This is a genomic window from Priestia sp. P1_B12_1 (assembly GCF_056406695.1).
The window spans coordinates 938,891-964,503 of the sequence record NZ_JBFTZR010000001.1; the positions used below are offsets into that span (position 1 = coordinate 938,891).

The 25,613-nt window shown below is 37.9% G+C and carries 26 protein-coding genes and 2 other annotated features; of the genes, 2 read left to right on the forward strand and 24 right to left on the reverse strand.

The window, feature by feature from the left end; translation table 11 throughout:
- The first annotated feature begins 105 nt into the window (after nt 1-105).
- Nucleotides 106-483 carry a hypothetical protein gene (locus AC1D0Y_RS04895; protein WP_016765696.1) on the forward strand — a complete coding sequence of 126 codons (378 nt, stop codon included), beginning with the start codon at nt 106-108 and terminating at the stop codon, nt 481-483.
- A gap of 18 nt (nt 484-501) precedes the next feature.
- Here the strand turns inward: AC1D0Y_RS04895 and AC1D0Y_RS04900 are convergent, their stop codons facing one another.
- The 23 genes from AC1D0Y_RS04900 to AC1D0Y_RS05010 all read right to left on the reverse strand — a co-directional run bounded on the left by AC1D0Y_RS04900 (nt 502) and on the right by AC1D0Y_RS05010 (nt 23,949).
- Complete coding sequence (locus AC1D0Y_RS04900) at nt 502-762, reverse strand: DUF1294 domain-containing protein (protein WP_028410530.1); 261 nt, start codon at nt 760-762, stop codon at nt 502-504.
- Nucleotides 763-822: 60 nt separating this feature from the next.
- A complete protein-coding gene (gene rplT, locus AC1D0Y_RS04905) occupies nt 823-1,182 on the reverse strand; it encodes a 50S ribosomal protein L20 (RefSeq protein WP_013059425.1) in 360 nt (119 codons plus the stop codon).
- A 39-nt stretch (nt 1,183-1,221) separates the two neighbouring features.
- Entirely contained in the window at nt 1,222-1,422 is a 201-nt protein-coding gene (gene rpmI, locus AC1D0Y_RS04910; RefSeq protein WP_013059426.1) for a 50S ribosomal protein L35, read from the reverse strand.
- A gap of 21 nt (nt 1,423-1,443) precedes the next feature.
- The gene (gene infC, locus AC1D0Y_RS04915) at nt 1,444-1,947 is read right to left on the reverse strand and encodes a translation initiation factor IF-3 (RefSeq protein WP_013059427.1); all 504 of its coding nucleotides are present in this window, start codon (nt 1,945-1,947) and stop codon (nt 1,444-1,446) included.
- Nucleotides 1,948-2,016: 69 nt separating this feature from the next.
- Nucleotides 2,017-2,139 (reverse strand) — a sequence feature (ribosomal protein L20 leader region).
- Nucleotides 2,140-2,310: 171 nt separating this feature from the next.
- Nucleotides 2,311-4,269 (reverse strand): threonine--tRNA ligase, encoded by a 1,959-nt coding sequence (gene thrS, locus AC1D0Y_RS04920; protein ID WP_153253804.1) that lies wholly within the window; start codon nt 4,267-4,269, stop codon nt 2,311-2,313.
- A 44-nt stretch (nt 4,270-4,313) separates the two neighbouring features.
- Nucleotides 4,314-4,562: a binding site (T-box leader), on the reverse strand.
- Nucleotides 4,563-4,622: 60 nt separating this feature from the next.
- Nucleotides 4,623-5,483: a sporulation protein YtxC gene (gene ytxC, locus AC1D0Y_RS04925; RefSeq protein WP_272801026.1), complete on the reverse strand. Its 861-nt coding sequence runs from the start codon at nt 5,481-5,483 to the stop codon at nt 4,623-4,625.
- A 96-nt stretch (nt 5,484-5,579) separates the two neighbouring features.
- Nucleotides 5,580-6,512: a primosomal protein DnaI gene (dnaI, locus tag AC1D0Y_RS04930; protein WP_016765700.1), complete on the reverse strand. Its 933-nt coding sequence runs from the start codon at nt 6,510-6,512 to the stop codon at nt 5,580-5,582.
- A 32-nt stretch (nt 6,513-6,544) separates the two neighbouring features.
- Nucleotides 6,545-7,972 (reverse strand): replication initiation and membrane attachment family protein, encoded by a 1,428-nt coding sequence (locus AC1D0Y_RS04935; protein ID WP_217598425.1) that lies wholly within the window; start codon nt 7,970-7,972, stop codon nt 6,545-6,547.
- A 72-nt stretch (nt 7,973-8,044) separates the two neighbouring features.
- Nucleotides 8,045-8,506 (reverse strand): transcriptional regulator NrdR, encoded by a 462-nt coding sequence (gene nrdR / locus AC1D0Y_RS04940; protein ID WP_013059432.1) that lies wholly within the window; start codon nt 8,504-8,506, stop codon nt 8,045-8,047.
- Nucleotides 8,507-8,749: 243 nt separating this feature from the next.
- On the reverse strand, nt 8,750-9,136 hold the full coding sequence (locus AC1D0Y_RS04945) for a cytosolic protein (protein ID WP_098524622.1): 387 nt from the start codon (nt 9,134-9,136) through the stop codon (nt 8,750-8,752).
- Between the two features lie 93 nt (nt 9,137-9,229).
- Nucleotides 9,230-9,610 carry an adenosylmethionine decarboxylase gene (gene speD / locus AC1D0Y_RS04950; RefSeq protein WP_013059434.1) on the reverse strand — a complete coding sequence of 127 codons (381 nt, stop codon included), beginning with the start codon at nt 9,608-9,610 and terminating at the stop codon, nt 9,230-9,232.
- Between the two features lie 422 nt (nt 9,611-10,032).
- Nucleotides 10,033-11,064: a glyceraldehyde-3-phosphate dehydrogenase gene (locus tag AC1D0Y_RS04955; RefSeq protein ID WP_013059435.1), complete on the reverse strand. Its 1,032-nt coding sequence runs from the start codon at nt 11,062-11,064 to the stop codon at nt 10,033-10,035.
- 218 nt (nt 11,065-11,282) lie between these two features.
- Nucleotides 11,283-11,879 carry a dephospho-CoA kinase gene (gene coaE / locus AC1D0Y_RS04960; protein WP_263033698.1) on the reverse strand — a complete coding sequence of 199 codons (597 nt, stop codon included), beginning with the start codon at nt 11,877-11,879 and terminating at the stop codon, nt 11,283-11,285.
- A 23-nt stretch (nt 11,880-11,902) separates the two neighbouring features.
- The gene (ytaF, locus tag AC1D0Y_RS04965; protein ID WP_028410526.1) at nt 11,903-12,532 is read right to left on the reverse strand and encodes a sporulation membrane protein YtaF; all 630 of its coding nucleotides are present in this window, start codon (nt 12,530-12,532) and stop codon (nt 11,903-11,905) included.
- Nucleotides 12,533-12,592: 60 nt separating this feature from the next.
- On the reverse strand, nt 12,593-13,426 hold the full coding sequence (gene mutM, locus AC1D0Y_RS04970) for a DNA-formamidopyrimidine glycosylase (RefSeq protein WP_013085189.1): 834 nt from the start codon (nt 13,424-13,426) through the stop codon (nt 12,593-12,595).
- Between the two features lie 21 nt (nt 13,427-13,447).
- On the reverse strand, nt 13,448-16,075 hold the full coding sequence (gene polA, locus AC1D0Y_RS04975) for a DNA polymerase I (RefSeq protein ID WP_477707360.1): 2,628 nt from the start codon (nt 16,073-16,075) through the stop codon (nt 13,448-13,450).
- A 328-nt stretch (nt 16,076-16,403) separates the two neighbouring features.
- Nucleotides 16,404-18,176, reverse strand: a complete 1,773-nt coding sequence (pnpS, locus tag AC1D0Y_RS04980) for a two-component system histidine kinase PnpS (RefSeq protein ID WP_014458047.1) — start codon at nt 18,174-18,176, stop codon at nt 16,404-16,406.
- Nucleotides 18,169-18,885: a response regulator transcription factor gene (locus AC1D0Y_RS04985; protein WP_013085192.1), complete on the reverse strand. Its 717-nt coding sequence runs from the start codon at nt 18,883-18,885 to the stop codon at nt 18,169-18,171. The genes pnpS and AC1D0Y_RS04985 overlap by 8 nt, the downstream gene beginning before the upstream one ends.
- Before the next feature lie 178 nt (nt 18,886-19,063).
- Entirely contained in the window at nt 19,064-19,540 is a 477-nt protein-coding gene (locus tag AC1D0Y_RS04990) for a MaoC family dehydratase (RefSeq protein ID WP_028410524.1), read from the reverse strand.
- A gap of 133 nt (nt 19,541-19,673) precedes the next feature.
- Nucleotides 19,674-20,612: a malate dehydrogenase gene (gene mdh / locus AC1D0Y_RS04995; RefSeq protein WP_013085194.1), complete on the reverse strand. Its 939-nt coding sequence runs from the start codon at nt 20,610-20,612 to the stop codon at nt 19,674-19,676.
- A gap of 28 nt (nt 20,613-20,640) precedes the next feature.
- Nucleotides 20,641-21,933 carry an NADP-dependent isocitrate dehydrogenase gene (gene icd / locus AC1D0Y_RS05000; RefSeq protein WP_255255780.1) on the reverse strand — a complete coding sequence of 431 codons (1,293 nt, stop codon included), beginning with the start codon at nt 21,931-21,933 and terminating at the stop codon, nt 20,641-20,643.
- Nucleotides 21,934-22,008: 75 nt separating this feature from the next.
- Nucleotides 22,009-23,127: a citrate synthase gene (gene citZ, locus AC1D0Y_RS05005; RefSeq protein ID WP_016765709.1), complete on the reverse strand. Its 1,119-nt coding sequence runs from the start codon at nt 23,125-23,127 to the stop codon at nt 22,009-22,011.
- 360 nt (nt 23,128-23,487) lie between these two features.
- Nucleotides 23,488-23,949, reverse strand: coding sequence for a DUF441 domain-containing protein (locus AC1D0Y_RS05010; protein WP_013059446.1), 462 nt, complete (start codon nt 23,947-23,949; stop codon nt 23,488-23,490).
- A 113-nt stretch (nt 23,950-24,062) separates the two neighbouring features.
- On the opposite strand from AC1D0Y_RS05010, the gene ytvI reads away from it, so the two are divergent.
- A complete protein-coding gene (gene ytvI, locus AC1D0Y_RS05015) occupies nt 24,063-25,172 on the forward strand; it encodes a sporulation integral membrane protein YtvI (protein ID WP_217598428.1) in 1,110 nt (369 codons plus the stop codon).
- A gap of 39 nt (nt 25,173-25,211) precedes the next feature.
- Here the strand turns inward: ytvI and AC1D0Y_RS05020 are convergent, their stop codons facing one another.
- The gene (locus tag AC1D0Y_RS05020; RefSeq protein ID WP_025750656.1) at nt 25,212-25,604 is read right to left on the reverse strand and encodes an FxsA family protein; all 393 of its coding nucleotides are present in this window, start codon (nt 25,602-25,604) and stop codon (nt 25,212-25,214) included.
- Nucleotides 25,605-25,613: the final 9 nt, after the last annotated feature.

Sequence of the window (25,613 nt, forward strand, 5' to 3'; positions counted from 1 at the left end):
CTTCTTCTTTTTAAACCAATAAAGAAATTATATCAAAAATCATGAAACTTTTTAGAAACTCGAACGTAAAGTAAGAAAACTGTGCCTTGTAAAGGAGGGAGCGTTATGTTTGTTATTGTTATCGTTCGTGTGTTCATTTTCGCGCTTGTTGCTTACACACTATTAAAGCTGGTTCAGCATTTTCGCAGTCCAAAGCGGAAGCTTGTAGCAGCTCAGGAACATCAGCAATTTTTTGTCGTTGATGAAAAAACGAATATCCGCAAAAATTTTCTACTAACGTATAAAGGTATTTTATTTGAAGGAGAAAAATACAGCAATCCCAATGAACCAGAATCTTTGTCAATTACAATGGTGTTAACAGATCCATCTCGGTTACACGAACTGCAAAAACAAGATTTCAAGCTGCTGGAAAGCCACGTACACGACATGTATCCAAATGCTCCTATTCGCTGGAAAAGCCCCGTTCGAGAATTTTTACACTGAGCACAAAATCATTTGTGCTCAGCTGATAACAAAAAAGAAAAGTAAGTCAAGAGCAGCAAGAATAGGAAAACCTACTGTAAACGATGTGTGCTTCGTTTTATGACGATAGCAATACATACCAATCAGTCCTCCAAGAGCTCCTCCGATAGCAGCTACCGTCCACAGTGTGCTTTCGGCAATTCGCCACTCATGTCTTTTCGCTTTTTGTTTATCTCTATACATCATTCCTACCCCTACGATATTAATAATAATAAAATAGGTAAGCAGCAGTTCATTCATGATATGTCCTCCAAGAGCAAAAAAGCCTCATCATCTAAAGATGACGAGACTTTATATTCATTACTTATCTAAGCCTTTTTTAGCAGCAGTTGCTAATTCAGCAAATGCTTTTTCATCAGCTACAGCTAAGTCAGCAAGCATTTTGCGGTTAACTTCAATACCTGCTAATTTTAAACCGTGCATTAAACGGCTGTAAGAAAGACCGTTCATACGAGCAGCTGCATTAATACGTGTGATCCATAATTTACGGAAGTCACGTTTTTTCTGACGACGGTCACGATAAGCATACATGTGAGATTTCATAACTTGCTGATTAGCAACTTTATATAATCTATGCTTCGAACCGAAGAAACCTTTAGCTAATTTTAAAACTTTTTTACGACGTTTGCGTGTTACTGTACCGCCTTTTACGCGTGGCATAATTGTTTACCTCCTGTATTGTTTCTATCTCAACCCAAATTACTTAATGTTATCTAATAAGTGACGGATACGTTTGAAGTCACCTTTGCTTACTAAAGAACCTTTACGTAATTTACGCTTTTGTTTTGTAGATTTGTTAGCGAATAAATGGCTTGTGTAAGCACGAGCACGTTTTAATTTACCGCTTCCAGTCTTTTTGAAACGCTTTGCAGCGCCACGATGTGTTTTCATTTTTGGCATGGGGTGTTCCTCCTCGTTCTATTACTTTTCGTTTTTAGGTGCCAAGACTAAGAACATGCTGCGGCCTTCCATTTTAGGAGCCGATTCAACTGAACTTACATCTTCGCAAGCTTGTGAAAAACGTTCAAGTACTTTTTGGCCAATCCCTTTATGAGTAATGGCACGACCTTTAAAGCGAATAGACGCTTTCACTTTGTCACCTTTTTCAAGGAACTTGCGTGCGTTACGAAGTTTAGTGTTAAAATCATGTTCATCAATTGTTGGACTTAAACGAACTTCTTTTAAGTTTACAACTTTTTGGTTTTTACGAGCTTCTCTTTCTTTACGTTGTTGCTCATAGCGGAATTTACCGTAGTCCATAATACGACATACCGGCGGTTTCGCATTTGCAGCAACCATTACTAAGTCAAGATTTACTCGTGAAGCAATTTCTAATGCTTCATTTTTTGATTTAATTCCTAATTGTTCACCGTTTTGATCAATTAGACGAACTTCGCGAGCTCGAATGCCCTCGTTTACCATCATGTCCTTGCTAATAAGTAGCCACCTCCAAGGTTTAATGAGCGAATACGCTTGCTTAGACCGATTATTAACTCACACAAAAAAGTGTGAGTACATACTGCACCCACACTTCTATCGTTTTAATTAAGATACGATGTACCTGCTAACTGCTCTATGCGTCACTCAGGTGAGAAGCGGGTGCTTCTTCTTCTGTATAAACAAGTATTCAATTACTTAAGCTATTATAGTATCAACAAAGACAAAAGTCAATGATTTCGTTCTTTTTTCACAACAAAAGTTATTGTATCAAAGGAAAAACATTTATGCAACAGTTTTTTATAAATGTTAGATAAAAAAGCAGAGAATTTCAATTCTCTGCTTTCTTCATTAACGAGATGCTTCTGCTTTTACATTTTGTAAAAAGGCTTGGAAATCCACTGTTTCTGAATTCTGCTCACCATATTTACGTACGTTTACTGCTTTATCCTCTACTTCTTTATCCCCTACAACAAGCATATAAGGAATTTTTTGCATTTGAGCCTCACGGATTTTATAGCCAATTTTCTCATCGCGAGAATCAAGTTCCACACGAATACCGGCAAGCTGAAGCTGTTCTTGTACTTCTTTTGCATACTCAAGGTGAACCGTAGGTGATACCGGAATCACTTGAACTTGTACAGGTGCTAACCACGTTGGGAAAGCTCCTTTGTATTCTTCGATTAAGAAAGCTACAAAACGTTCCATTGTTGACACCACGCCGCGGTGAATAACAACCGGTCGATGTTGTTTTCCGTCTTCCCCTACATACGTTAAATCAAATCGTTCAGGAAGTAAGAAATCCAGTTGAACCGTAGATAGCGTCTCTTCTTTACCAAGAGCCGTTTTAACTTGAACGTCTAATTTTGGACCGTAGAATGCCGCTTCGCCTTCAGCTTCATAATAATCAAGGTCAAGCTCATCCATTGCGTCTTTTAACATGCTTTGTGCTTTTTCCCACATTGCATCATCGTCAAAGTATTTTTCTGTATCTTCAGGGTCACGGTAAGATAGACGGAATGAATAATTTTCAAACCCAAAATCTTTATAAACCGCTTCAACTAAGCGAACCACACGAATAAATTCTTCTTTGATTTGATCCGGACGTACAAAGATATGCGCATCATTTAGCGTCATGCCTCGAACACGCTGAAGTCCTGATAATGCTCCTGACATTTCGTAGCGGTGCATCGTTCCAAGCTCAGCAATACGGATTGGAAGCTCACGATAGCTGTGAATACCTTGTTTGTAAACCATCATGTGATGAGGACAGTTCATTGGACGAAGCACAAGGTCTTCGTTATCCATTTCCATTGCAGGGAACATGTCATCTTGGTAGTGCTCCCAGTGACCAGACGTTTTGTAAAGTTCTACACTTCCGAGCACTGGAGTGTAAACGTGCTGATAACCAAGGCTTACTTCTTTATCTACGATATAACGCTCGATAATACGGCGGATTGTCGCACCTTTTGGAAGCCATAAAGGCAGACCTTGTCCTACTTTTTGAGAATTTGTAAATAAGTTTAGCTCTTTACCAAGTTTACGGTGGTCACGTTCTTTTGCTTCTTCAAGAAGACGAAGATGCTCGTCTAAATCTGCTTTTGTAAAGAATGCTGTACCATAAATACGCTGCAGCATTTGGTTATCGCTGTCTCCGCGCCAATAAGCACCCGCCACGCTTAATAGTTTAAATTCTTTAATTTTACCTGTTGACGGCACGTGCACGCCTCGGCAAAGGTCAAAGAATTCGCCTTGTTGGTAAATCGTAACCTTTTCACCTGCTGGAATCGCATCGATCAATTCAAGCTTCAGTTCATCGCCAACTTCTTTAAAAAGTTGAATGGCTTCTTCACGAGAAACTTCTTTTCGTTCAATTTCAATATTTGAATTAACGATTTTTTTCATTTCTTTTTCAATTTTACCTAAATCTTCAGGAGTAATTGATTCTTCCATATCGATGTCATAGTAAAAACCGTTTTCGATAACCGGCCCTACACCTAGCTGTACTTTTGTATCTTTGTATAAACGTTTGATTGCTTGAGCCATTAAATGCGCTGTACTGTGACGCATAATTTCAAGCGCTTCAGGAGCATCTTGCGTAATGATTTCAAGACTGCCATCTTGTTCAATTGGCGTACGTAAATCCAGCAGCTCGCCGTTTACTTTGCCTGCTAATGCTTTTTTCTTTAATCCCGGGCTAATAGAAGCCGCAATATCTTCTGTTGATGATCCTTTTGGATACTCTTTAACAGCTCCATCAGGGAATGTCATTTTGATTACTTCTGACACAACTTTCCACTCCTTTAACATAACTGAATAAACTTTTTGTAAAAACAAAAAACTCGTCCCCTATAAAAAGGGACGAGTTGTGTATACACGCGGTACCACCCTTGTTTCCTCTTCGTATCTTGGATAACCCAAAGAACCCGAAGCGGCTCGAGGTTTTATAACGGAAATTCCGTCAGTAATTACTAGAGGCTCTGCTCGTTTACTACTGAAGTTTAGAGGTGGTAAGAATATATTCCGTGTTAGGAGATTTTCAGCCTGGATCTCCCTCTCTACAAACCGTAAATATACACTCATGTCCTCATCATAACTTGTAACATATAGCTGTTTTTCAATATGCATTTATTATATTCATTTTCAAAATAGAAATCAACCTTTCACGTTATATTTTGCTTTTGATCAAACGGAAATTCATTTTTTTCGTATAACATGACTTTTTCTTGGAAGATATTTTGAATGGTATATACAAAATCATGATCATGCTGGTCGCTATACAGATGAATAGCAGCTGGAGATAAACTTAGCAAAGGCGCGATAATAGTTGAGTCTATGTATAATGATTCTTGTTCAGATAAAAAGGCCTCTGCTAGAGCTGCACATTCACGTTCAGGAACATATCTATTGTTGTGGTCGTACAGTACAAACTTGTTTTTATTCAAGTGCATTACATACACATCGTCTGTAGATGACTGTCTTTCATTAGCTGCTTGACGCAGCTGATGAATAAGAATTTGATAGTCTTGTTCAAGCTTATATTCATCAATCGCCAGCTCGGCATAATAGCGCAGCCGCTCTTGATATTCTTTTAAACGGAATTGGAGAAAAGACTCAAAGGTGAATGTTACATTATGAATGAAGAAGTCTTGAAGAGCCTGGCGGATAAGTAATTCTCTTGGAAAAGAAAATGTTTTTTGAGGGATTTCGCCTCTCTCTCCTTCCATAATCCCCCCCATAATTTGAAGCAGCAAATCTTGCTCTTCCTCTTCTGAATAGAAAAATTGTTCTTTTAATATGTTTACCATCATCTTTTTTTCTTTCTTTTTTAAAATTACGTGTGTTAATACCGGTATCACCATGTCTTGTAAAATGGCCTCTCTATTGTATGTCTCATCAATGACTAAAAGCTGATTATTCACCAGCTTCAAGCACTGTGAACCATATGATAAAGCGCTTCGCTTCGCGCATAAAGACTCATATACAACGACTGCGTCTTCTACATATTTAAAGAATATTTTCATTCCTCATAGCCCCCCTTTGGACACGCTTTATTAATGTATATGGGGCAACATGCAAAAAAATGAGCAAGTCGTTACAAGAAATGTAAAACGACCTGCTCATCTATTTCGTTTATTCTCTCCATTCATTTCAACAGGAACGGCTAGAGACTTAATTCGTTCCATGACACGAGCGGCTTTGAGCTCTTCCTGCTCGCCTCTTTGGGTATAAGTCAAATGATGTTGAAGCTCTTTAAAATTTAAATTCGAGCTGAAAAATGTCGGCAAATTTTCGAGCATGCGAAATTGTAAAATGGTTCCGAGCACATCGTCTCGCATCCAGCTCGTTACGGATTCTGCTCCGAGATCATCAAGCATAAGAACCGGTACTTTTTTGACATACTCTATTTTCTCATTGAAGCTTTGATCTTGAAACGAACCTTTTAACTCACGCAAAAACTCCGGGACATACAGAATGGTAGATTTCACTTTCTTTTCGGCTAACGCATTGGCAATTGCTCCAAGAAAATACGTTTTCCCCACACCAAACGAACCGTGTAAATACAAAGCTTTCATTTTCTTATTTGGCTCATATTCTCGCACAAAATCTCTTACTAGTTTAATGGCCTCAAATCTTCCCTGCTCAATTTCGATATCAGACATTGTTGCCTGTAAAATTTCTTTCGGCACGTACATACACTGAATAAAAGATTCTTGTTCTTTTCGCTCATCTTCTTGTACTTTTCTAGGACAGCGTTCATACTGTAAATCAATATTACGGCCTTTTACAACCAGCTGAGGGTGGTATCCTTTCACCATGTTGACACAGCTTTGCAGAGAAGGACACTTGTCACAGCATTTGCTTTGGTCGATAAATTCATGCATCTTCATCAGACCTCGGTCGACCATTTGCTCATCTAACTCATGGCGATGCTCTTGTAAAAATGTTTTAACTTCAGGATTAGACAGGATACTGTTTCTTAACGCTTCTAAGCGTGCTTTAAAATCCTTTTTGTTCACTAACTGATTTAGTGAATCATTGATAGGCTTCATCTTTTTCACCTCGTCTCTATCATACCTGCTTTTTATTCTTTATGCTTTTGTTTTAGCTCTTGATCTAACTGCTTGAGCTCTTCTTGTAGCTTTCGTTTTTCTTCTTCAAATCCGTCCACTTCTTTTGAAGGCTGCTTTTTCTCTTCTTTTTCTTCATCGCTCAGCCACTCTGGCACCATTTCTTTACGCACAATCTTTCGTCCAGCCGTTTTTTTATTTTGCTTTGCTTCAGTCCAATTCTGATATTCTTTCTGTTCATTTTTAGCTAAATTCATGGCATCTTGAACAGTTTGGACCTTTTTGCGCGCCCAGTGTCCAGCAATTTTCTCTACATAGCTCTTAGACAATTTCATATCGGATCTTAGCATAACATAGTAAATCAGAACATTTACTACCCCTGGTGAAAGTTTTTGGTTAAACATCACTTCTTCAATCATTTGCAAATCTGCTTTTGAAGGCTCTGCTCCCCCGGAAAACTCGATCAAAAGCTGTCGAGGAGAAGTCACTTCAAGCTGTTGAATAAGCTGCTCTTCCTTTGTCTGCGGCTGCTTTTCCTGCATGGTACGAAGCATAGGCGGCTGAATTTGTTCGCTTAGATTTGGAAGTGCTTCTCCATTTTCAAATTGGTAAAAGGACTGTGCTGCTTTTCTAAGCAATTCAATATCAACTTGATCGTTCTCATTTAGCGAATCGAGCACCACATTTTTCATTTGAAGAGGATCGATACCGTATAAAAAAGCTAGTTTTTCAATCGCTTGTTTTACTTTAGATGTAATGGACCTTTTCGAAATCATTGAATCTGTTAGACCTGCTAAAAATAAATCAAAATCAAAGGAATCCGGGCTCATCTCAATAGAAGCGCGTTTGGAGGAATCCACAAAGTCCGTTTGAGCATCAGGAGAAAATACATCCTTGCTTTCAGACTGAAAACTTGGAGCCAGCTCTGTTGCTTTAACTGATTTAAATACATCGTTAAATGAATGCGTGACATCTTTAAACGATTGGTCATCGACGAGTGAATCCGAAAAATAATTTTTCACTTTTTGAAAGATGGATTTTCCAAGTCGGTTATATAAATATACATTTAACACACCGTCGTTAAAAAACTGATGGGGCGTAAGAGGAGGAATGAGCTCATAAATGAACACACGAACATCATCTTCTTCCTTAATATATGTTTTTAACAAACCAATGCCTTCTAATTTTAACCGATCATGGTAAATAGCTTTCAAATTAATTTGCATCATTGACATTAGATGATGATGTGTAGACTCTTTCCCCCATAAACGGTCTTGTTCCAGCTCGCTCCATAGCGTCATATACAGACCAAAGCAGGTCGTACCCACCAACGGCTGATAGAGCATGGTTAAAATCTTTCGGTCGTATTCCTGCAGTATGCCGTTCGAACGAACAACATAACGATCGACCGGTATCATTTCTTTCCAATGTTGTTCTTTCATGTCGTTCCCTACCTACTTTTAAAGTAATAGAAATGACAAAAAAAGAGCCTAAAGAATACTTCAATAGCTCTTTTACAGTCGTTCCTTCTTAATTAAATCTTTTAATTCATCAATAAATACATTGATGTCTTTAAATTGTCGGTATACAGAAGCAAATCGAACATAAGAGACTTCATCGATAGCAGCTAATCGCTCCATCACCATTTCTCCTACCACATCTGACTGCACCTCTGATGTACCCTGACTGCGCAGCTCTGTTTCAATATCGTGTACGGTATCTTCTAATTGTTTTAAGCTTACTTGGCGTTTTTCACACGCCTTAATTAACCCTCGAAGGATTTTGTCTTTGCTGAACTCTTCTCTCGCTCCATCTTTTTTTACAACAATTAACGGAAGTTCTTCTACTTTCTCAAAAGTTGTAAAACGATAGTGACACTCTTCGCATTCACGTCTTCTACGAATAGAGCGGCCTTCTTCTACAGGGCGCGAGTCCAGCACTCTCGTTCCATTGTAATGACAGGATGGGCACTTCATATTCTCAGCTCCAATAATAAACCTTGTTTTTCTTTTTATTTTCTCTTATATAAGTTAATTTCCATCTATGTTAGCCGGCTATTCGCCATTCATTATGATTTTTATCATCATTTCCTTTAACAAACACGATGCTGTATTAAAGGATTTGCTTTATTCCATCTTATAGAAAACAAGGCTTGAATACAAGTAAAGGAAAAGGAATTTCCCCATTTTATTTCCTGAAATTCAAAAATGACAAGGAACTTACGAAGAAAGAGGAATAAGTTTTTGATCAAAGCTCTTATAAAGCGTACGTACGAGTTCTTTACTAAAACCAAAATCAACCGGCACCACTTTTGATTCTGTTGTAGCAGAAAAATCGATAGCGGTTTCAAGAGGACGTACGTTAATAATGGTAATCACAACAAAAGCTTTTCTTCCTTTTACAACGTTTAAGCTAATTTCTCCTCGCTCTTCATATGCAGCAAGTATCTCTATCCCTTGCATGCGCTTCAACATTTCATGAACTTGCTTAAATGCATTCCCGGCCGTTGTTTTGTAATAATGCGTTTTTAGAGTCGGATCTGAATGGTGATCGCTTGTTTCTACATGATTAGAAAATAAAGATTTAACTGCTTGTACTACCCCCATGTTGTTATCCCCTTTGTTTTTGCGTATTAAAAATTTATATACTAAAAAGAGGTGTGTAATACACCTCTTAACTTACGTAATCAATCGACACTATTAAAGTGCATTCGCTTTAGTTTGTTTTACCTGAACAGGACCCATTCCACGTGGCAATTCAATTGTTTCACGTGTCTGTGCACTTAGAGCATCTGCAATATAATCTGCTGCGATTGTAGGATCTAAATGACCACAAGTATAAACATCGATACTTGCATAACCATGCTCTGGGAAGCTGTGAATCGTTAAATGTGATTCTGAAATAATAACAACGCCACTTACACCTTGAGGTGCAAATTTATGGAACGCTACTTCGCGAACTTCCGCACCAGATTTTAAAGCTGCATCAACAAACGTTTTTTCAATATAATCAATATCATTTAACTTATCGAAATCGCATCCCCATAATTCTGAGATGACATGACGACCCATTGTTTCCATAATGATATTTCCCCCTTTAACAATTTTTAATCGTTAAACATGAAGTTCTTTCGCCATATAGCATGTTAACTACCACGGGGGAAAGTTAGTCCAAAGAGGTCCTAACCCTTTAAGTAGCCACATCACCGAAAGGTACACAAGAAGTTCACGAAACATAGTATACTTTGTTTACATTTATTTTGCAATACGTGTTTTGATTTTATTAAAGATTGTTCTTGCAGATAGACCTATACAAATTACCCCTGTATTCTCGTGAAACAGTGTGTAAAAGCTTCTAAACGACTATTAATTTTTTATTAAAATTGAGGAAATTAAACACCCCTTTGCATGCTTATCTTATTGCTTTTCCCTATTCTTTTGAATAAAAACAAAAAAAACAGGGCGATAGCTCCCTGTTTTTTTAAAAGCAATCAATAGCTTTCTTAGCTTACTCTTATTTTTGATCCATTACGCATTTCTGCAGCAATATATCTTACCAAATCGACTACGCGCTGAGAGTAGCCCCACTCGTTATCGTACCAAGCTAACACTTTAATTTTATGGTCTTCCATTACGATCGTGGATAGTCCATCTACAATAGCTGAATGGGGATTTGTATTAAAGTCAATTGATACGAGTGGTTCCATTGTTAAATTTAAAATATTCTTTAATGGCCCTTCAGCAGCTTTAATAAACGCTAAATTAACATCTTCCATCGTCACAGGTTTCCTTACATCCACAACTAAATCGACAAGCGATACGTTCGGCGTTGGTACACGAAGCGCCATCCCATGAAGCTTTCCTTTTAAATGTGGAAGAACTAATGAAAGTGCCTTGGCTGCTCCAGTTGTTGTAGGAATAATTGATTGAGCACACGCACGGGCTCTTCGCAAATCTTTATGCGGATTATCGATATTCTTTTGATCATTTGTATATGCATGAACGGTCGTCATTAAACCGTTTTCAATTGTGAACGCTTCGTCTAGTACCTTGACAACTGGAGCTAGACAATTTGTCGTACAAGAGGCATTAGAAATAATGTTATGCTGATTCACATCAAACTCTCGTTCGTTTACGCCCATCACAATGGTAATATCTTCTTGTTTACCCGGTGCCGTTAACACAACTTTTTTCGCACCTGCTTCAATATGTAACTGCGCTTTTTCTCTTGAATTAAATTTCCCCGTTGCTTCAACAACTAAATCAATCCCAAGCTCTTTCCAAGGCAAATTCAGCGGATCACGTGAATTTAATAGCTGAATTCTTTTACCGTTAACAATTAGCGCATCATCATCACATTTGACATCTCCATTAAATGGTCCGTGTATAGAGTCATATTTGATTAAATGTGCTAACGTTTCTGCTGGATAAGATGCATTTATTGCAATAATATCTAAATTTTCCTCTATAATCGCTGTGCGAAACACCATTCTTCCTATTCTCCCAAAACCATTAATGGCAATACGTGCTTTCATGGCTATACCCCTCTCTATATGTGTTATACTATTTAACTTTTTATATTGAATAGTATAACATAAATATTTAAAAAGTGAATAATATTAATTTTTTTTAATAAATTATTTTAATTAAGTTTTACTATATGTATATAGCGAGAACAGATATTTAACACATTCTTTTTTAGAAGTCCTTAAATATTCCCAATAAAAAAAGAGTGAATGCAATCATTCACTCTTTAATCTAGCCATAGGGCTAATATACTTAAAAGCTGTTGTTTTGTTTCCTCTATAGGACCGTTGTTATTGATCACGGCATCGGCTAAGGCTACTTTTTGAATCAAAGGCAGCTGTGCATGGATACGCGCATAGGCATCCTCCGTCGAGAGATTATTACGCGATTTTAACCTTTCTAGCTGCACAGACTCATCGACATATACAACCACTACTTTATCGACTAAGTGTGTCAAATCACTTTCAAACAGCAGCGGAATATCTAATACAACGGCTTCGTAACCTTCCTCTATATAGCTTTCCTTTTGAGAAAGCATCTCTTTTCTTACGGCAGGATGTACAATTGCATTCAATTTTTTACGTTCTTCCTCTTGATAAAACACAATTTCCCCTAAAGCCGCTCGATTGATCTCCGCGTTCTCGTGAAGAATAGCACGGCCGAACGTCTCGACAATTTGTTTGTATGCTTCTTTCCCTGGTTCTACGACGGCTTTTGCAATGTGATCAGCGTCGATTACTGGAATATTGATATCTCGTAGCATTCCGGTTACCGTGCTTTTCCCGCTTGCAATTCCGCCTGTTAATCCAATTACAATTGACATTGGCCTCTCCTTTATCTCTTTATTTAAAATCTAAAAATACCTAAAATAATGAGCAGAACTCCTGGTACAAATGAGAACATTTTCATCCATGATAAACGTGAAAAAACCTTGCCAAACTGTATGCCCGCACTTAAAAAAAGAGAACTCATAAGAGCTACAGCAATTGCTAGAGCATACGGCGAATAACCTAATAAAGCCGCTCCAAACCCTGCTCCAAATGCATCAAGAGATAATGCAATTCCAAGTATAAATGCTTCAATTCCATTGATGGAACCTGAATTATCTAAATCTGCTGCAATTGGTTTTTTCAATACGTTAATGACTAGGCCAATTGACTTAATTTCAATTTTCACTAATGTTTTTTCTTCTTTCACTCGAGATGAATCTGCCGGACAAAAAAACTGGTATAAAATCCACATCCCAAGCAGAACAAGAATACCTCCGCCTACTTTATTTAGTACATCCACTGAAAATAGATGCGTAAGTACTTTTCCTAAAAACATAGAAAACATTAAAGAAAATGCTGAGCAACATGAAATAATAAAAATGGATTTCAGCGGGATTTTCACCTTTCGAAGTCCGTACGTCAGACCAACGCTAAAGCTGTCAAGACTTACGGCAAAAGCAAGAATAAGTAAAGAAAATGTTATCATGATGAGAGGACTCCTTTCCTTTCTGTCTATACGTAGTATATGAAAGGAGCCCATCCATTGTTATTTTTTAGCCGGCTGACAATTTGGGCAGATATGTGTTCCTCTACCGCCTACAACAAATTTTTCAATTGGCGTACCGCACATTTTACAAGATTCGCCTTTTCTTCCGTACACATAAAGCTGCTGCTGAAACATGCCTATTTGTCCCTGTGTATTTACATACGTGCGAATTGTGCTGCCTCCTTGTTTCACAGCTTCTTGAAGAGTCGCTACAATTTCTTTGTACAATTTTTCATACTCTTCGTCTGTTAATTGGCTGGCCACTCGTTCAGGATGAATGCCTGCGCGAAACAGTGCTTCATCTACATAAATATTTCCAAGCCCAACCACGACATTTTGATCGAGTAAAACCGGCTTGATTTTTCGAGAAGTTTTGCCGATTCTCATTTTTAATTGACTTGGATTAAATGTTTCGTCAAACGGTTCAGGTCCAAGGCCAATAAGAGGAGGAAACAGATCTTCCTCTCCCTTTTTAAATAAGTGCATAGTACCAAACTTCCTTACATCCCGGTATCGCAATTCTGTTCCATCGGTGAAGTGAAAAAAGACGTGTACATGCTTATCTGGTTCTTCTGCATTCTCATGGAGAGCATATTTACCTTCCATACGTAAATGAGAAACCATCGTATAATCATCGAGCACAATTTTCAAAAACTTACCTCTGCGTTCAACATCTCGAATGGTTTGTCCAACAAGCGCGTCACAAAACTGTTCAACTTGTTCAGGACGTTTGATAATATTGGGCCATTTAACTGTTACACGCTCAATGGTCTTTCCACTGGCTAATTCAATTAACGTACGTCTGACGGTTTCAACTTCTGGTAATTCTGGCACGTTTGTCACATCCTTTTTCCACTACTTTGCTTCGTACCAAGTCTTTCCGTAAGAATAATCTACTTTCAACGGAACTTCTAACTCTAAAGCGTTCTCCATTACTTCTGGTACGATTTTCTCTAAAATTTTAATTTCTTCTTCTGGGGCTTCAAAAATCAGCTCATCGTGTACTTGAAGCAGCAGCTTAGCCTGAAGATTTTCATCTTTTAAGCGCTTATCCATTTCAATCATTGCTTTTTTAATAATATCAGCTGCCGTCCCTTGGATAGGCGTATTCATCGCCGTACGCTCAGCGAAGCTGCGGAGGTTAAAGTTTCGGCTCGTGATTTCAGGCAAGTAACGTCGGCGGTGCAAGAGCGTTGTTACATATCCCTTTTCTTTTGCATCGCGTACAATCGTATCCATATACTCCTGTACACCAGGGAAGCTTTTTAAATAGCGTTCAATAAAAGTAGCCGCTGCTTTTCTTGTAATTCCTAAACTTTGCGATAAACCGTAATCACTAATGCCATAAACGATTCCAAAGTTAACTGCTTTAGCCTGACGGCGCATATTCGACGTTACTTCTTCTCTTTCGACGTGGAACACATCCATCGCTGTTTTCGTATGGATATCTAAGTCATGCTTAAACGCATCGATTAGCTTTTCATCATCTGCAATATGAGCCAGTACGCGCAGCTCAATTTGTGAATAATCCGCCGCAAATATTAACCAATCAGGCTGTGAAGGCACAAACGCACCTCTTATTTTTTTACCTTCTTCAAGACGAATCGGGATGTTTTGCAAGTTAGGATCTACTGAGCTTAACCTTCCCGTTTGAGTTAATGTTTGATTAAAGCGGGTATGAACTTTTCCATCGCTTTCATGAATAACCTTTTTTAATCCTTCAATATACGTAGACTGTAATTTTCCTAGCTGACGGTATTGTAAAATCTCTGGGATAATATCATGGGTACTAGCTAATTGCTCTAATACATCAGCTGATGTGGAATAGCCTGTTTTTGTTTTCTTTATGACTGGAAGCTGCATTTTTTCAAAAAGAACAACTCCTAGCTGCTTTGGCGAATTAATATTAAATTCTTGTCCAGCGTATTCGTAGATTTTCGCTTCAATTTTTTCAAGCTGTTCTCGAAGATCTTCGCCCATTTCATCTAAACGCGCCCGGTCAATTTTCACCCCTTGATATTCCATATCAGCAAGGACAATGGCAAGAGGCATTTCAAGCTTCTCAAACAGCTCAAACTGTTCATTTTTAACCAATTCTTTTTCTAACACTTCTTTTAAATAAGCGACGGCGGCTGCTTTTCTTATAACATGCTCAGCTAGCTGAGCAGCTTCCGCAATGCTTCGCTTAGCTCCTTTTCCATACACAGCTTCATCTGATTGCACTTGATGATACCCTTTTAATTTTGCAATTGTCGCTAGGTCATCATTTGCCTCAGCAGGATTCAAGATGTAAGAAGCAATCATTACATCATGTTCAATTCCTTTAATTTCATGCCCCGCCCATTTTAACGATACAATCGTGCGTTTTCCATTAAACACCGTCTTTTTTACACGTTCATCTTCTAACCATGCTTTAAATTTAGAAGATGAAAGAGCTGTATCTTTATCAATAAAATAGTGGCCATTTTTGTTGCTGATTCCAAAACCGAGCAGCTGATTGTGATGATAGTTTTCTTCATACCCTTCTACGATCAGAGCTGCTTCGCTTGTTAACATATCATCGTGAACTTCCTGCGCTATTTCAAACGTCAGTTCTTCAAAATCTGCTTCCTCTTCTGCTGATTCACCAAATTTAGCAAGCAGAGAATTAAACCCAAGCTCTTTAAATAATGAGATGACCTTTGAAGATTCAAACCCGTCATACTTTGCATCTTCTACAGATACTTCAAGAGGCGCTTCGCAATAAATCGTTGCAAGCTTTTTACTCATGATGGCTGATTCACGATTATCTTCTAGCTTTTCTTTTAATTTTTTACCGCTGACTTGATCGATAGATTTCAATACATTTTCAACCGTTTCGAACTCTTTTAATAGCTTTAAGGCTGTTTTTTCGCCGACTCCGGGCACGCCTGGGATATTATCCGAGCTGTCCCCCATAAGGCCTTTCATATCAATAATTTGTGCAGCCGTAATACCATACTTTTCATCAATGGCTGCAGGCGTATAGGAATCGACATCCGTAATTCCTTTTCTCGTAATATCTACGGTTACATGTTCTGACACAAGCTGAAGTAAATCTTTATCTCCGGAAATGACTTTTACGGCCATTCCTTTTTGTTCAGCTTGTTTTGAAAGTGTACCGATAATATCATCTGCTTCATAATCAGGCAGTTCATAGCGCTTAATCCCATATGCATCTAATAACTCACGAATAAAGGGAAACTGCTCTGAAAGTTCAGGAGGCGTCTTTTGTCTGCCTCCTTTGTATTCTGTAAATGTTTTGTGGCGAAACGTTGTTTTCCCTGCGTCAAATGCCACAAGTAAATGCGTCGGCTTCTCTTCCTCTAAGATACGTGTCAGCATTGTAGTAAAGCCATATATGGCATTTGTATGTATTCCTTTATCATTGTTTAAAAGCGGCAAAGCAAAAAATGCACGGTAGGCAATACTATTCCCGTCAATTAATACTAGTTTTTGTGTCATTCATGTTCCTCCATTTCGCTCTCTTCTTATCTTACCTTTATTTTAGCAAACAATAAGCTTTAAGAACAAAAAGTACTCTTGAATTCAACGTTTTATTTTCATGTGGTGATAAGATCTGTACATCATAAAATAAAAACACCGCCTAGTTATTTTAGGCGGTGTAACATGTGAATGGATAGAAATTGTCAAAAAGAATCGGCGAAAATAGCACGGTTAAAGCTATTTTCGCCTTACACATTGGCTCCTTGGATGAAGGGGTTTCCATGAAAAATTGTATCAATTAATTATTAAGCTACATTAAATAAATTGTAAAAGGAACGTAAACATTTTACATCTGCGGCAAATACTTGTGCAGCTTGACCGAAAAAGTTGTCCCTTTATTGACTTCACTTTTCACTTCAATTTCCCCTTTATGAGCTTCAACAAGATGTTTAACAATTGCTAATCCAAGACCTGTTCCTCCAGAATTACGGCTTCTTGCTTTATCTACTCGGTAAAAGCGCTCAAAAATACGTGAGATTTCATCAGAATCAATACCGATACCTGTATCTTGAACATGAACTGTAATCGTTTCTTCTTCCTCTTCAAGCGAAACGTGAACAGTTCCTCCAGGCATTGTATACATGAGCGCATTGCCGATTAAGTTAACAAACACTTGCATAAGGCGCTGACTGTCACCATCAATCCACGCTTCTTCAGGAAGCGTATCTAACGTTAGGGTGATTTCTTTTTCAGTCGCTCGGTTTGATAGCACTGTCGTCACTTCGTAAAGAAGCGTATTCAGATCTACTGAATGAATACTTAGTTTAAACCCTTGCTGTTCAACTTTAGACAAATCTAAAAGATCTTGAATCAAGCTCTCCATGCGCTGACTTTCCGTTAAAATGATAGATAGAAACTGCTGGCGCAGCTGTGGATCTTCCATGGCACCGTCTAACAATGTCTCACTAAACCCTTTTATAGACGTAATAGGAGTTTTTAGTTCATGAGACACATTCGCTACAAAGTCACGGCGAACTTGTTCTAGCTTTTTCAGCTCAGTAATATCATGGAAAACAAGCACAATCCCTTTCCATTCATCGTTTAAGCCAATAATCGGCGCTCCGTAAACATCAAAATATCTTCGTTCAATATTTAAAGGCAGAACCACTTGTTTTCGAACCTTTACTTCCGTCATAAATATTTTTTCCACAAGCTTAATGATTTCTTTATGCTCAAATACCTCGTAATACAAATGATAAAGGAAGTCATCCGGATGTATATGAAACTGCTCTTTATAAGCTCGATTTACTAAGTTTATATAGCCTCTACTATCGATAAGAAGCATACCGCTTCCCATATTTTCAATTAGCGTGCGCAGCCTGTCCTGCTGCATTTCTTGATTAGTGATAGACTCTTGCAGATTACGAGCAAGTGCGTTAATAGACTGACTCAGCATCCCTGTTTCATCTACATAATCTTCATATGTACGAGCTTTATAATTCCCTTTTGCAAGTTCCATAGCCACTTTGGTTGCCGATTCAATAGGACGGGTATAGCGTCCCATAATCTTTACACCTAAGAGTAAAATCACAATCAAAGCTAGACCTAAGCTTCCAATAAGAAGGCCCCAAATTTGCTGATTTACTTGTTTTAATGAATCAAACGATGTACTCAGCACAACAAATCCCTCTTGCTTACCTTCTATAATAAGCGGGATACCATAGTAATATAAGTCGTAATCTTCTTTAATTTGATCAAAGCTTTTTTTACTGTTTAACTGCTTTTTTAATACTTGTTGGATTACGATACTTTTTTCGATTCTTTGCTGCTTGCTACCTGGATTTGAGTCAACTAATATTTTTCCGTCTTTTTGAACGATAGTCGTTCGTACACTTAACGAATGGCTGATTTGATCAACTTTAGATTTTAAAGCAGGACTTGTGATACCTTCTTCGCTAATGTACATTTCTACAAGCTTTGCCTCTTTTTCCATTCGCTCTTGAAACGTCTGAAAATAAAAGTTTTTAAACAACTGTCCCAGCAGCAGGCCAAGACCTACTAATACAATAATAATAAGTACTAATAGAGCCAAAAGTAGCCTTGAACGAAATTTATTCATCTACCTTTGGTTCCTCCAGTTTATATCCTAATCCTCTAATCGTTTTTATATAAACAGGTTTTCGCGTATTATGTTCAATTTTCTCACGCAAATGGCTGATGTGCACATCTACAATTCGCGTATCTCCAGCAAAATCATAATTCCACACTGCACTTAGCAGCTGATCACGAGTTAATACCCGTCCTTTGTATTTTGCCAAATATAATAATAACTCAAATTCTTTTGGAGTAAGCTCAAGCTGCTCTTGATTAAAGTAGGCCTCATAATGATCTGGAAGAATTTTTAAATCACCGATCATGATGCGTTCGCCATCTTCCTCTTGTTCATTTTCCTGAGCAATAATTTGTGTTCTGCGTAAAATAGCTTTTACACGCGCTACTACTTCTCGAGGACTAAATGGTTTCGTCATGTAGTCATCTGCGCCAAGCTCTAACCCTAATACTTTGTCGAACTCATCGTCTTTTGCAGTTAACATTAAAATAGGCGTCATCACTTTTTGCTGACGAAGCTTTTTACAAACTTCGATTCCATCCATTTTAGGAAGCATCAAGTCTAACACAATTAAATCCGGTTTTCCTTCTAGTGCCTTGTTGTATCCTTCTTCCCCGTCTTCAGCTGTTTCTACTGTAAAGCCAGCTTGTTGTAAATTATATTGTAATAATGTTGAAATTGATTGTTCATCATCTACGACTAATAATTTCTTACTCATATTAACGATATAAGCCTCCATCTAGTTAAATTAAACCGCAGCTTCATCCAAATGATATTATTTTCTATTTATCTTCTCTTATCATACAATGTTTTAGCCTCGTTCTCCAATACATTTCAACATTTTCAGAAAATAGGGTCAAAGAGTTTCTTCTATACTTATAAATATTTACGGCATTTTAAAAATTTTCAAAGTCGTGTGTCTCCACTGATGGAAGTCTAAACGGCGGATACACAAGAAACTGCGCCGTTACTACTTTCTCTTTTTGCTCATTGACCGCTTCCACCTCAATCGTAACAGTTCTAGAAGAAACATCTACCTCTGTCACTTCAAATAAAAATTCAATCGTGCTATAGTGATGAATCTTTTTGGGGAAGGCTACCGTATGTTCTGCAACGTGGCTTCCAGGTCCGGGCAAATACTTCGAAATGGCTGCTGTCATAATACCAGTAATCATAATACTTGGCACAATAGGTTTCTTAAAAGGTGTCTGGGATGCGTAATCATGCTGAATGTATAAAGGGTTAGAATCATTTGTCAGCCCTAAGTACAATAAGATATCTTTATCTTCAATTCGTTCAGTTAGCGTTAATTTTTCTCCAACTTTTATATCTTCAATACTTCGACCTATTTTTTGTTTTTTACCTAATACCATCATCATTCCACCTTTTGTATATAGTAATAGCTTTTCTTTATATACAAGAAAAATTCGAGGTTTCCCCCGAATTTTCCTTGTGAATATTGTTTGAATATTGATAAAAACCTATACTCAAACCTATTTTATTGTATTAAGCTAATACACCCATGACAGTTTTAACTGATTTTGCTGATTGATCTAAAGAAGCTTTTTCAGAATCAGTCAGTTCTAATTCAATTACTTGCTCAATTCCTGCAGCTCCTAATACGGTTGGAACACCTAAGTAGATGCCGTTATAACCATATTCACCCTCTAGGTAAGCAATCGCTGGTAAAATACGACGCTGATCTTTTAAGATCGCTTCTGTCATTTCCACTAAAGAAGCAGCAGGAGCATAGTACGCACTTCCGTTGCCTAATAAGTTAACGATCTCGCCGCCGCCTTTGCGTGTTCGTTCAACAATTGCTTCAAGGCGCGCTTTTGGAATAAGCGTTTCAAGAGGAATACCGCCAGCATACGAGTAGCGTACAAGAGGTACCATATCATCGCCATGTCCACCAAGTACAAAACCTGTGATATCTTTTACCGAAATGTTTAACTCCTGCGCTACGAACGTACGGAAACGTGCAGAATCTAATACGCCTGATTGACCGATTACGCGGTTTTTAGGAAAACCAGATTCTTTAAATACTGTGTACGTCATAGCATCTACCGGGTTTGTTAACACGATAATATGACAGTTTGGTGAGTATTTAACAACTTCTTGAGTAACAGACTTCATGATCTTTTGGTTCGTTGTTACTAAATCATCGCGACTCATACCTGGCTTGCGCGCGATACCAGCTGTAATAATGACAATGTCAGAATCAGCTGTGTCTTCGTAGTTGGCTGTTCCTGTAATGTTAGCGTCAAATCCTTGTACAGGACTTGCTTCTAACATATCCAGCGCTTTACCTTTAGCTGGATTTTCTAATTGCGGAATATCAACTAATACAACATCAGCTAACTCTTTTTGACCAATTAAAAAAGCAGTTGTAGCTCCTGTAAAGCCCGCTCCGATAACAGATACTTTTTTACGCATATTTGCCATTATAATTCCTCCCCTAAATGAATAGCTATTAAACTGTTACTTGTTTTCCTAGATTGCTAATTAATTCATCAGCGAACTCTGAACACTTCACTTCTGTTGCGCCGTCCATTAAACGTGCGAAATCATATGTTACTACTTTTGAAGCAATTGTTTTTTCCATTGATTTCATGATTAAATCCGCTGCTTCGTTCCAGCCAAGGTGTTCAAGCATTAACACACCTGATAATAATACAGAAGATGGATTTACTTTATCTAAACCAGCATATTTAGGTGCTGTACCGTGAGTTGCTTCAAAGATAGCATGTCCAGTTTCATAGTTGATGTTTGCTCCTGGAGCAATTCCGATACCACCAACTTGCGCTGCTAATGCATCTGAAATGTAATCTCCATTTAAATTCATTGTTGCTACTACATCGAATTCACGTGGACGAGTTAAAATTTGTTGTAAGAAGATATCAGCAATTGAATCTTTTACAATAATTTTTCCTGCTGCTTCTGCTTCTGCTTGAGCTTTGTTTGCAGCCTGTGCACCTTCTTTTTCAACGATGCGGTCATATTGAGCCCAAGTAAATACTTTATCGCCGAATTCTTTTTCAGCTAGCTCATAGCCCCAATTTTTAAATGCGCCTTCTGTATATTTCATAATGTTACCTTTGTGTACAAGCGTAACAGACTTGCGTCCTTGTTCAATTGCATAGTTGATTGCTGCACGCACAAGACGCTCTGTTCCTTCAGAAGAAATAGGCTTAATACCTAATCCAGAAGTTTCAGGGAAACGAATTTTATTTACGCCTAATTCCGTTTGTAGGAATGAAACAAGCTTTTGTACTTCTTCAGAACCCTTCGCATATTCAATACCAGCATAAATATCTTCAGTATTTTCACGGAAGATAACCATATCTGTATCTTCAGGGCGCTTAATTGGAGAAGGTACGCCGTCAAAGTAGCGAACAGGACGTAAGCATGTGAATAAGTCTAATTCTTGACGCAATGCCACGTTTAGAGAACGAATTCCACCGCCTACCGGTGTTGTTAATGGTCCTTTGATTGCAATTATGTATTCGCGAATTGCATCTAACGTTTCTTCCGGTAACCATTCGCCAGTTTGATTAAATGCTTTTTCACCTGCTAATACTTCTTTCCAAACGATTTCTTTTTCACCATTGTATGCTTTTGCAACCGCTGCTTCTAATACGCGAGAAGCTGCTGCCCAGATATCCGGACCAATTCCGTCACCTTCGATAAATGGAATAATTGGGTTATTTGGTACGTTTAATACGCCGTTTGCTACAGAAATTTGTTCACCTTTTGTCATGAGAATGACCTCCTTAAAAAATTTGTCTACTTTCACTTATGGAAAAGTGCTCAACGAACGTGAGCACCTTCGTCACATTGTTTAGCTGCGCTCTTCAAGCGGAATGTACGTTTGTTTTCCAGGACCGATATAATCAGCTCTTGGACGAATCAAACGATTGTTTGAATACTGCTCTAAAATGTGAGCAATCCATCCTGATACGCGGCTTACGGCAAAGATCGGAGTAAATAGATCGTGATCAATCCCTAAGCTGTGGTATACAGAAGCTGAATAGAAGTCAACGTTTGGCGGAAGCTTTTTCTCGCCTGTTACGATCTCTTCAATTTTTACTGACATATCGTATAGCGTTGTATCTCCTGCTTGTTTGGTAAGTTTTTCAGACATTTCTTTCAAGTGCTTGGCACGAGGATCACCCTGTTGATACACACGATGTCCAAATCCCATAATCTTTTCTTTTTTCGCGAGCTTTTCGCGAATGTAAGGTTCTGCGTTTTCAACTGTTTGAATGTCAGACAACATTTTCATAACAGCTTCATTCGCTCCCCCGTGAAGAGGACCCTTTAACGCTCCAATAGCGGCTGTAATTCCTGAATAAATATCGGATAACGTTGCCACACAGACACGAGCTGTAAAAGTTGAAGCATTTAGCTCATGGTCAGCGTGTAAGACAAGTGCTTTATCAAATGCCTCTACTTGGATATCAGTTGGCTCTTCGCCGGTTAACATATATAAAAAGTTAGCGGCAATGCTATAGTTTTCGTTTGGTTCAATTGGCTCTAATCCGTTACGGACTCTTGAAAAAGCCGTTACCACCGTTGGTAATTGTGCTTGCAAACGAACAGCTTTGCGATAATTTGCTTCTTCATCCATTAAATCAGCTTCAGGATCGTACAACCCCAATAGTGATACGACTGTTCTTAAAGCTGCCATTGGATGAACATCTTTAATTGGATAAGTTTTGAAATGATCTAAGACTTCTTGGGGTAATTTAGCGTTTTCTGCTAGTAATCTAGAAAACACAGATAATTCTTCTTTGTTAGGTAATTTTCCGTGCCATAGTAAATACACCACTTCTTCAAATGTTGCATAATTCGCTAAATCATCAATATTGTAGCCTTGATATGTTAAAGTGTCATCAATAATTGAACTTACTGCTGACGTTGTAGCGACTACCCCTTCTAGACCTCGAGTTGCTGTCATAAATCTCCACTCCTTTACAGAAAAAATTCCCCATACCTTTCTGTGTAAAACGTGAAAAACAAAATTGAGCCTCTGCTCAACTAGACATTAAATGATATACGAAGCGCCTCTTTTGAATATATATCTTGGAAGAACATTCCTTTACCCCACGTAAAGAAAATGCTTACATTTCCATTTGTTTCAATAACACACAAAATCAAAACATCTGCATGTGTCATTGCTTTGTTACAGCCCTATAGGTAAAACATACAATTGTATGTAAAAAGATGCGGCCTCAAAATATATTATAAACAATTATCTGACTTTTGTGAATCAAAAGAGAGAAGAAATTTTAAAAAAATTATTATTATACAAAAATTTCTACGAAAAAAGTTCGGTTAATTTCATAAATAAATAAGCAATTCCAGCACCGATTAACGGACCTACTGCCACCCCTTGAAACAGCGCCACAGCAAGAATTGTGCCAAAAACTAAAGCGGTCGTAATATGCGGATCATCTTCCAAGAGTGTAAGTCCATATTTGGCAATAATTGCTACAGCAATTCCCGCTCCTAGAGCAATCCAGGCATAAGAAGATTTCACAGCCTCTCCTAATTGTTTGAATCCTATGTCTCCTGTTGCAATCGGCACAAGAACGGCAATTGTAATAACCGTTACTCCAATATTAATTCCTTTTGATTGTAGAAACGGAAAAACCTTACCGTCTAACCCGATTAATTTTAAAATAAGTAAAAATGCAACTGCAATGATTAATGATTGATTTTTAGCCACTAATCCAATTACGAGTAAAACAGCTAAAAAAAGCATGGGTTGTGAGAACATTTTACTCATCCTTTCTTTTTTTATTGTGATAAATCTAAAGCGTATTACGTAAATATTTTATGAGTAGCTTTTTCTTTTGTTAACTATCGTTTACAAGGAGGCCTCTATTTATTGTGTACAAGCTTCATTTACACCGACTATTTCGCTTAGCTTGTGTGTTGGCAATTATTGCAGCATCTATATTTCTTAGTTATTATGTCTCTTCTCTCGTATATCCATTTATTATCGCCTGCTGCATCGCTTTTTTTATAAACCCTATGGTTAATCTATTTGAATTGAAGCTGCGCTTACCCCGCTACTTAGCTGTTTTACTGTCAATGGTTCTTATCTTCTCTCTTTTGGCCGGACTTATTACGTTACTTATCACAGAAATCATTGCAGGAAGTACGTATTTAGCGAAAGTTGTTCCCACAAATTTCAAAGAAGTGGTCATATTTATTGAAAATATTGCTACAGAACAAATACTTCCGTTTTATGAACGCATTACTTCTATGTTTAATAACTTAAATACCGGTCAGCAAGCAACTATTTTATCGAACATTAAAGGGGTAGGCAACCATATCGCTCAAACCGTGGGCGATTTTTTGCAAAATGTATTGCAAAGCATCCCAGTACTTTTATCCGTATTGCCTAATGCAGCGACTGTGCTTATTTTTTCATTGCTGGCTACTTTTTTTATTAGTAAAGATTGGTACAAGCTGATGGCTAAAAGCAGCGTGTTTATTCCTAAAAAAGTAAGAGAAAATGGACAGACAGTTGTTGTGGAGCTTAAAAATGCACTGTTTGGTTTTATTAAAGCTCAACTTACGCTTATTTCGATTACCACAATCATCGTTCTTTTTGGTTTACTTGTTCTTAGGGTTGATTATGCTATTACGGTCGCTTTATTAATTGGCTTAGTAGATATTCTTCCTTACCTCGGAACAGGACTGGTTTTTGTTCCTTGGATGATTTATGCCTTTGCAACAGATAACATGTCATTTGCTGTAGGGCTCTCGGTACTATATGCTGTAGTACTTGTGCAGCGACAAATTATGGAACCAAAAATTTTGTCATCAAGCATTGGTCTTGATCCTCTCGCTACATTAATTGCTTTATTTGTAGGATATCAACTGATTGGATTTTTCGGATTAATAGTTGGCCCTGTTATTCTTGTTATTCTAAAAACTCTTCATACAACGGGGGTTTTTAAAGAAACGTGGCAGTTTATTATAGGAAAATGAAAAAGTGTGTGAAAGAAGCTTCTTTCACACACTTTCTAGTTAACGAATAATCGTCATTCGATTACGTCCTTGAAAAAATCTTCTTAGCCACGTTAAAAGGAAAGGCTTAACGATTCTGCGTGTAAACGGCAGTAAAAAGATAAAGCCTACAACATCTGTCAAGAAGCCTGGAAACAGCAGAAACAGTCCGCCAAATAGTACACACATACCATCAAGGATTTCACCGCTCGGAACATGTCCCTGGCTCATCTGACGCTGTGCTTTTTGAAAAAGAGATGTTCCTTGTTTTTTCGCTAGAAACGCACCAATAAAACTGGTAGCAATAATCAGTAAAAATGTTGACATTACACCAATGAGATGACTTGAATAAATCAAAATCATTACCTCAACAGCAGGTACAATAAGAAGGAGCGGAAGGAGCTTCCTCACCATCATCACCTC

Bases quoted from the DNA above. Each gene is read 5' to 3' on its own strand.
- AC1D0Y_RS04895 (WP_016765696.1), top strand. From the start codon at position 106: ATGTTTGTTATTGTTATCGTTCGTGTGTTCATTTTCGCGCTTGTTGCT.
- AC1D0Y_RS04900 (WP_028410530.1), bottom strand. From the start codon at position 762: ATGAATGAACTGCTGCTTACCTATTTTATTATTATTAATATCGTAGGG.
- rplT (WP_013059425.1), bottom strand. From the start codon at position 1,182: ATGCCACGCGTAAAAGGCGGTACAGTAACACGCAAACGTCGTAAAAAA.
- rpmI (WP_013059426.1), bottom strand. From the start codon at position 1,422: ATGCCAAAAATGAAAACACATCGTGGCGCTGCAAAGCGTTTCAAAAAG.
- infC (WP_013059427.1), bottom strand. From the start codon at position 1,947: ATGATGGTAAACGAGGGCATTCGAGCTCGCGAAGTTCGTCTAATTGAT.
- thrS (WP_153253804.1), bottom strand. From the start codon at position 4,269: ATGTTAAAGGAGTGGAAAGTTGTGTCAGAAGTAATCAAAATGACATTC.
- ytxC (WP_272801026.1), bottom strand. From the start codon at position 5,483: ATGAAAATATTCTTTAAATATGTAGAAGACGCAGTCGTTGTATATGAG.
- dnaI (WP_016765700.1), bottom strand. From the start codon at position 6,512: ATGAAGCCTATCAATGATTCACTAAATCAGTTAGTGAACAAAAAGGAT.
- AC1D0Y_RS04935 (WP_217598425.1), bottom strand. From the start codon at position 7,972: ATGAAAGAACAACATTGGAAAGAAATGATACCGGTCGATCGTTATGTT.
- nrdR (WP_013059432.1), bottom strand. From the start codon at position 8,506: ATGAAGTGCCCATCCTGTCATTACAATGGAACGAGAGTGCTGGACTCG.
- AC1D0Y_RS04945 (WP_098524622.1), bottom strand. From the start codon at position 9,136: ATGGGGGTAGTACAAGCAGTTAAATCTTTATTTTCTAATCATGTAGAA.
- speD (WP_013059434.1), bottom strand. From the start codon at position 9,610: ATGGAAACAATGGGTCGTCATGTCATCTCAGAATTATGGGGATGCGAT.
- AC1D0Y_RS04955 (WP_013059435.1), bottom strand. From the start codon at position 11,064: ATGAAAGCACGTATTGCCATTAATGGTTTTGGGAGAATAGGAAGAATG.
- coaE (WP_263033698.1), bottom strand. From the start codon at position 11,879: ATGTCAATTGTAATTGGATTAACAGGCGGAATTGCAAGCGGGAAAAGC.
- ytaF (WP_028410526.1), bottom strand. From the start codon at position 12,532: ATGATAACATTTTCTTTACTTATTCTTGCTTTTGCCGTAAGTCTTGAC.
- polA (WP_477707360.1), bottom strand. From the start codon at position 16,075: ATGACACAAAAACTAGTATTAATTGACGGGAATAGTATTGCCTACCGT.
- pnpS (WP_014458047.1), bottom strand. From the start codon at position 18,176: ATGAATAAATTTCGTTCAAGGCTACTTTTGGCTCTATTAGTACTTATT.
- AC1D0Y_RS04985 (WP_013085192.1), bottom strand. From the start codon at position 18,885: ATGAGTAAGAAATTATTAGTCGTAGATGATGAACAATCAATTTCAACA.
- AC1D0Y_RS04990 (WP_028410524.1), bottom strand. From the start codon at position 19,540: ATGGTATTAGGTAAAAAACAAAAAATAGGTCGAAGTATTGAAGATATA.
- mdh (WP_013085194.1), bottom strand. From the start codon at position 20,612: ATGGCAAATATGCGTAAAAAAGTATCTGTTATCGGAGCGGGCTTTACA.
- citZ (WP_016765709.1), bottom strand. From the start codon at position 23,127: ATGACAGCAACTCGAGGTCTAGAAGGGGTAGTCGCTACAACGTCAGCA.
- AC1D0Y_RS05010 (WP_013059446.1), bottom strand. From the start codon at position 23,949: ATGTTCTCACAACCCATGCTTTTTTTAGCTGTTTTACTCGTAATTGGA.
- AC1D0Y_RS05020 (WP_025750656.1), bottom strand. From the start codon at position 25,604: ATGGTGAGGAAGCTCCTTCCGCTCCTTCTTATTGTACCTGCTGTTGAG.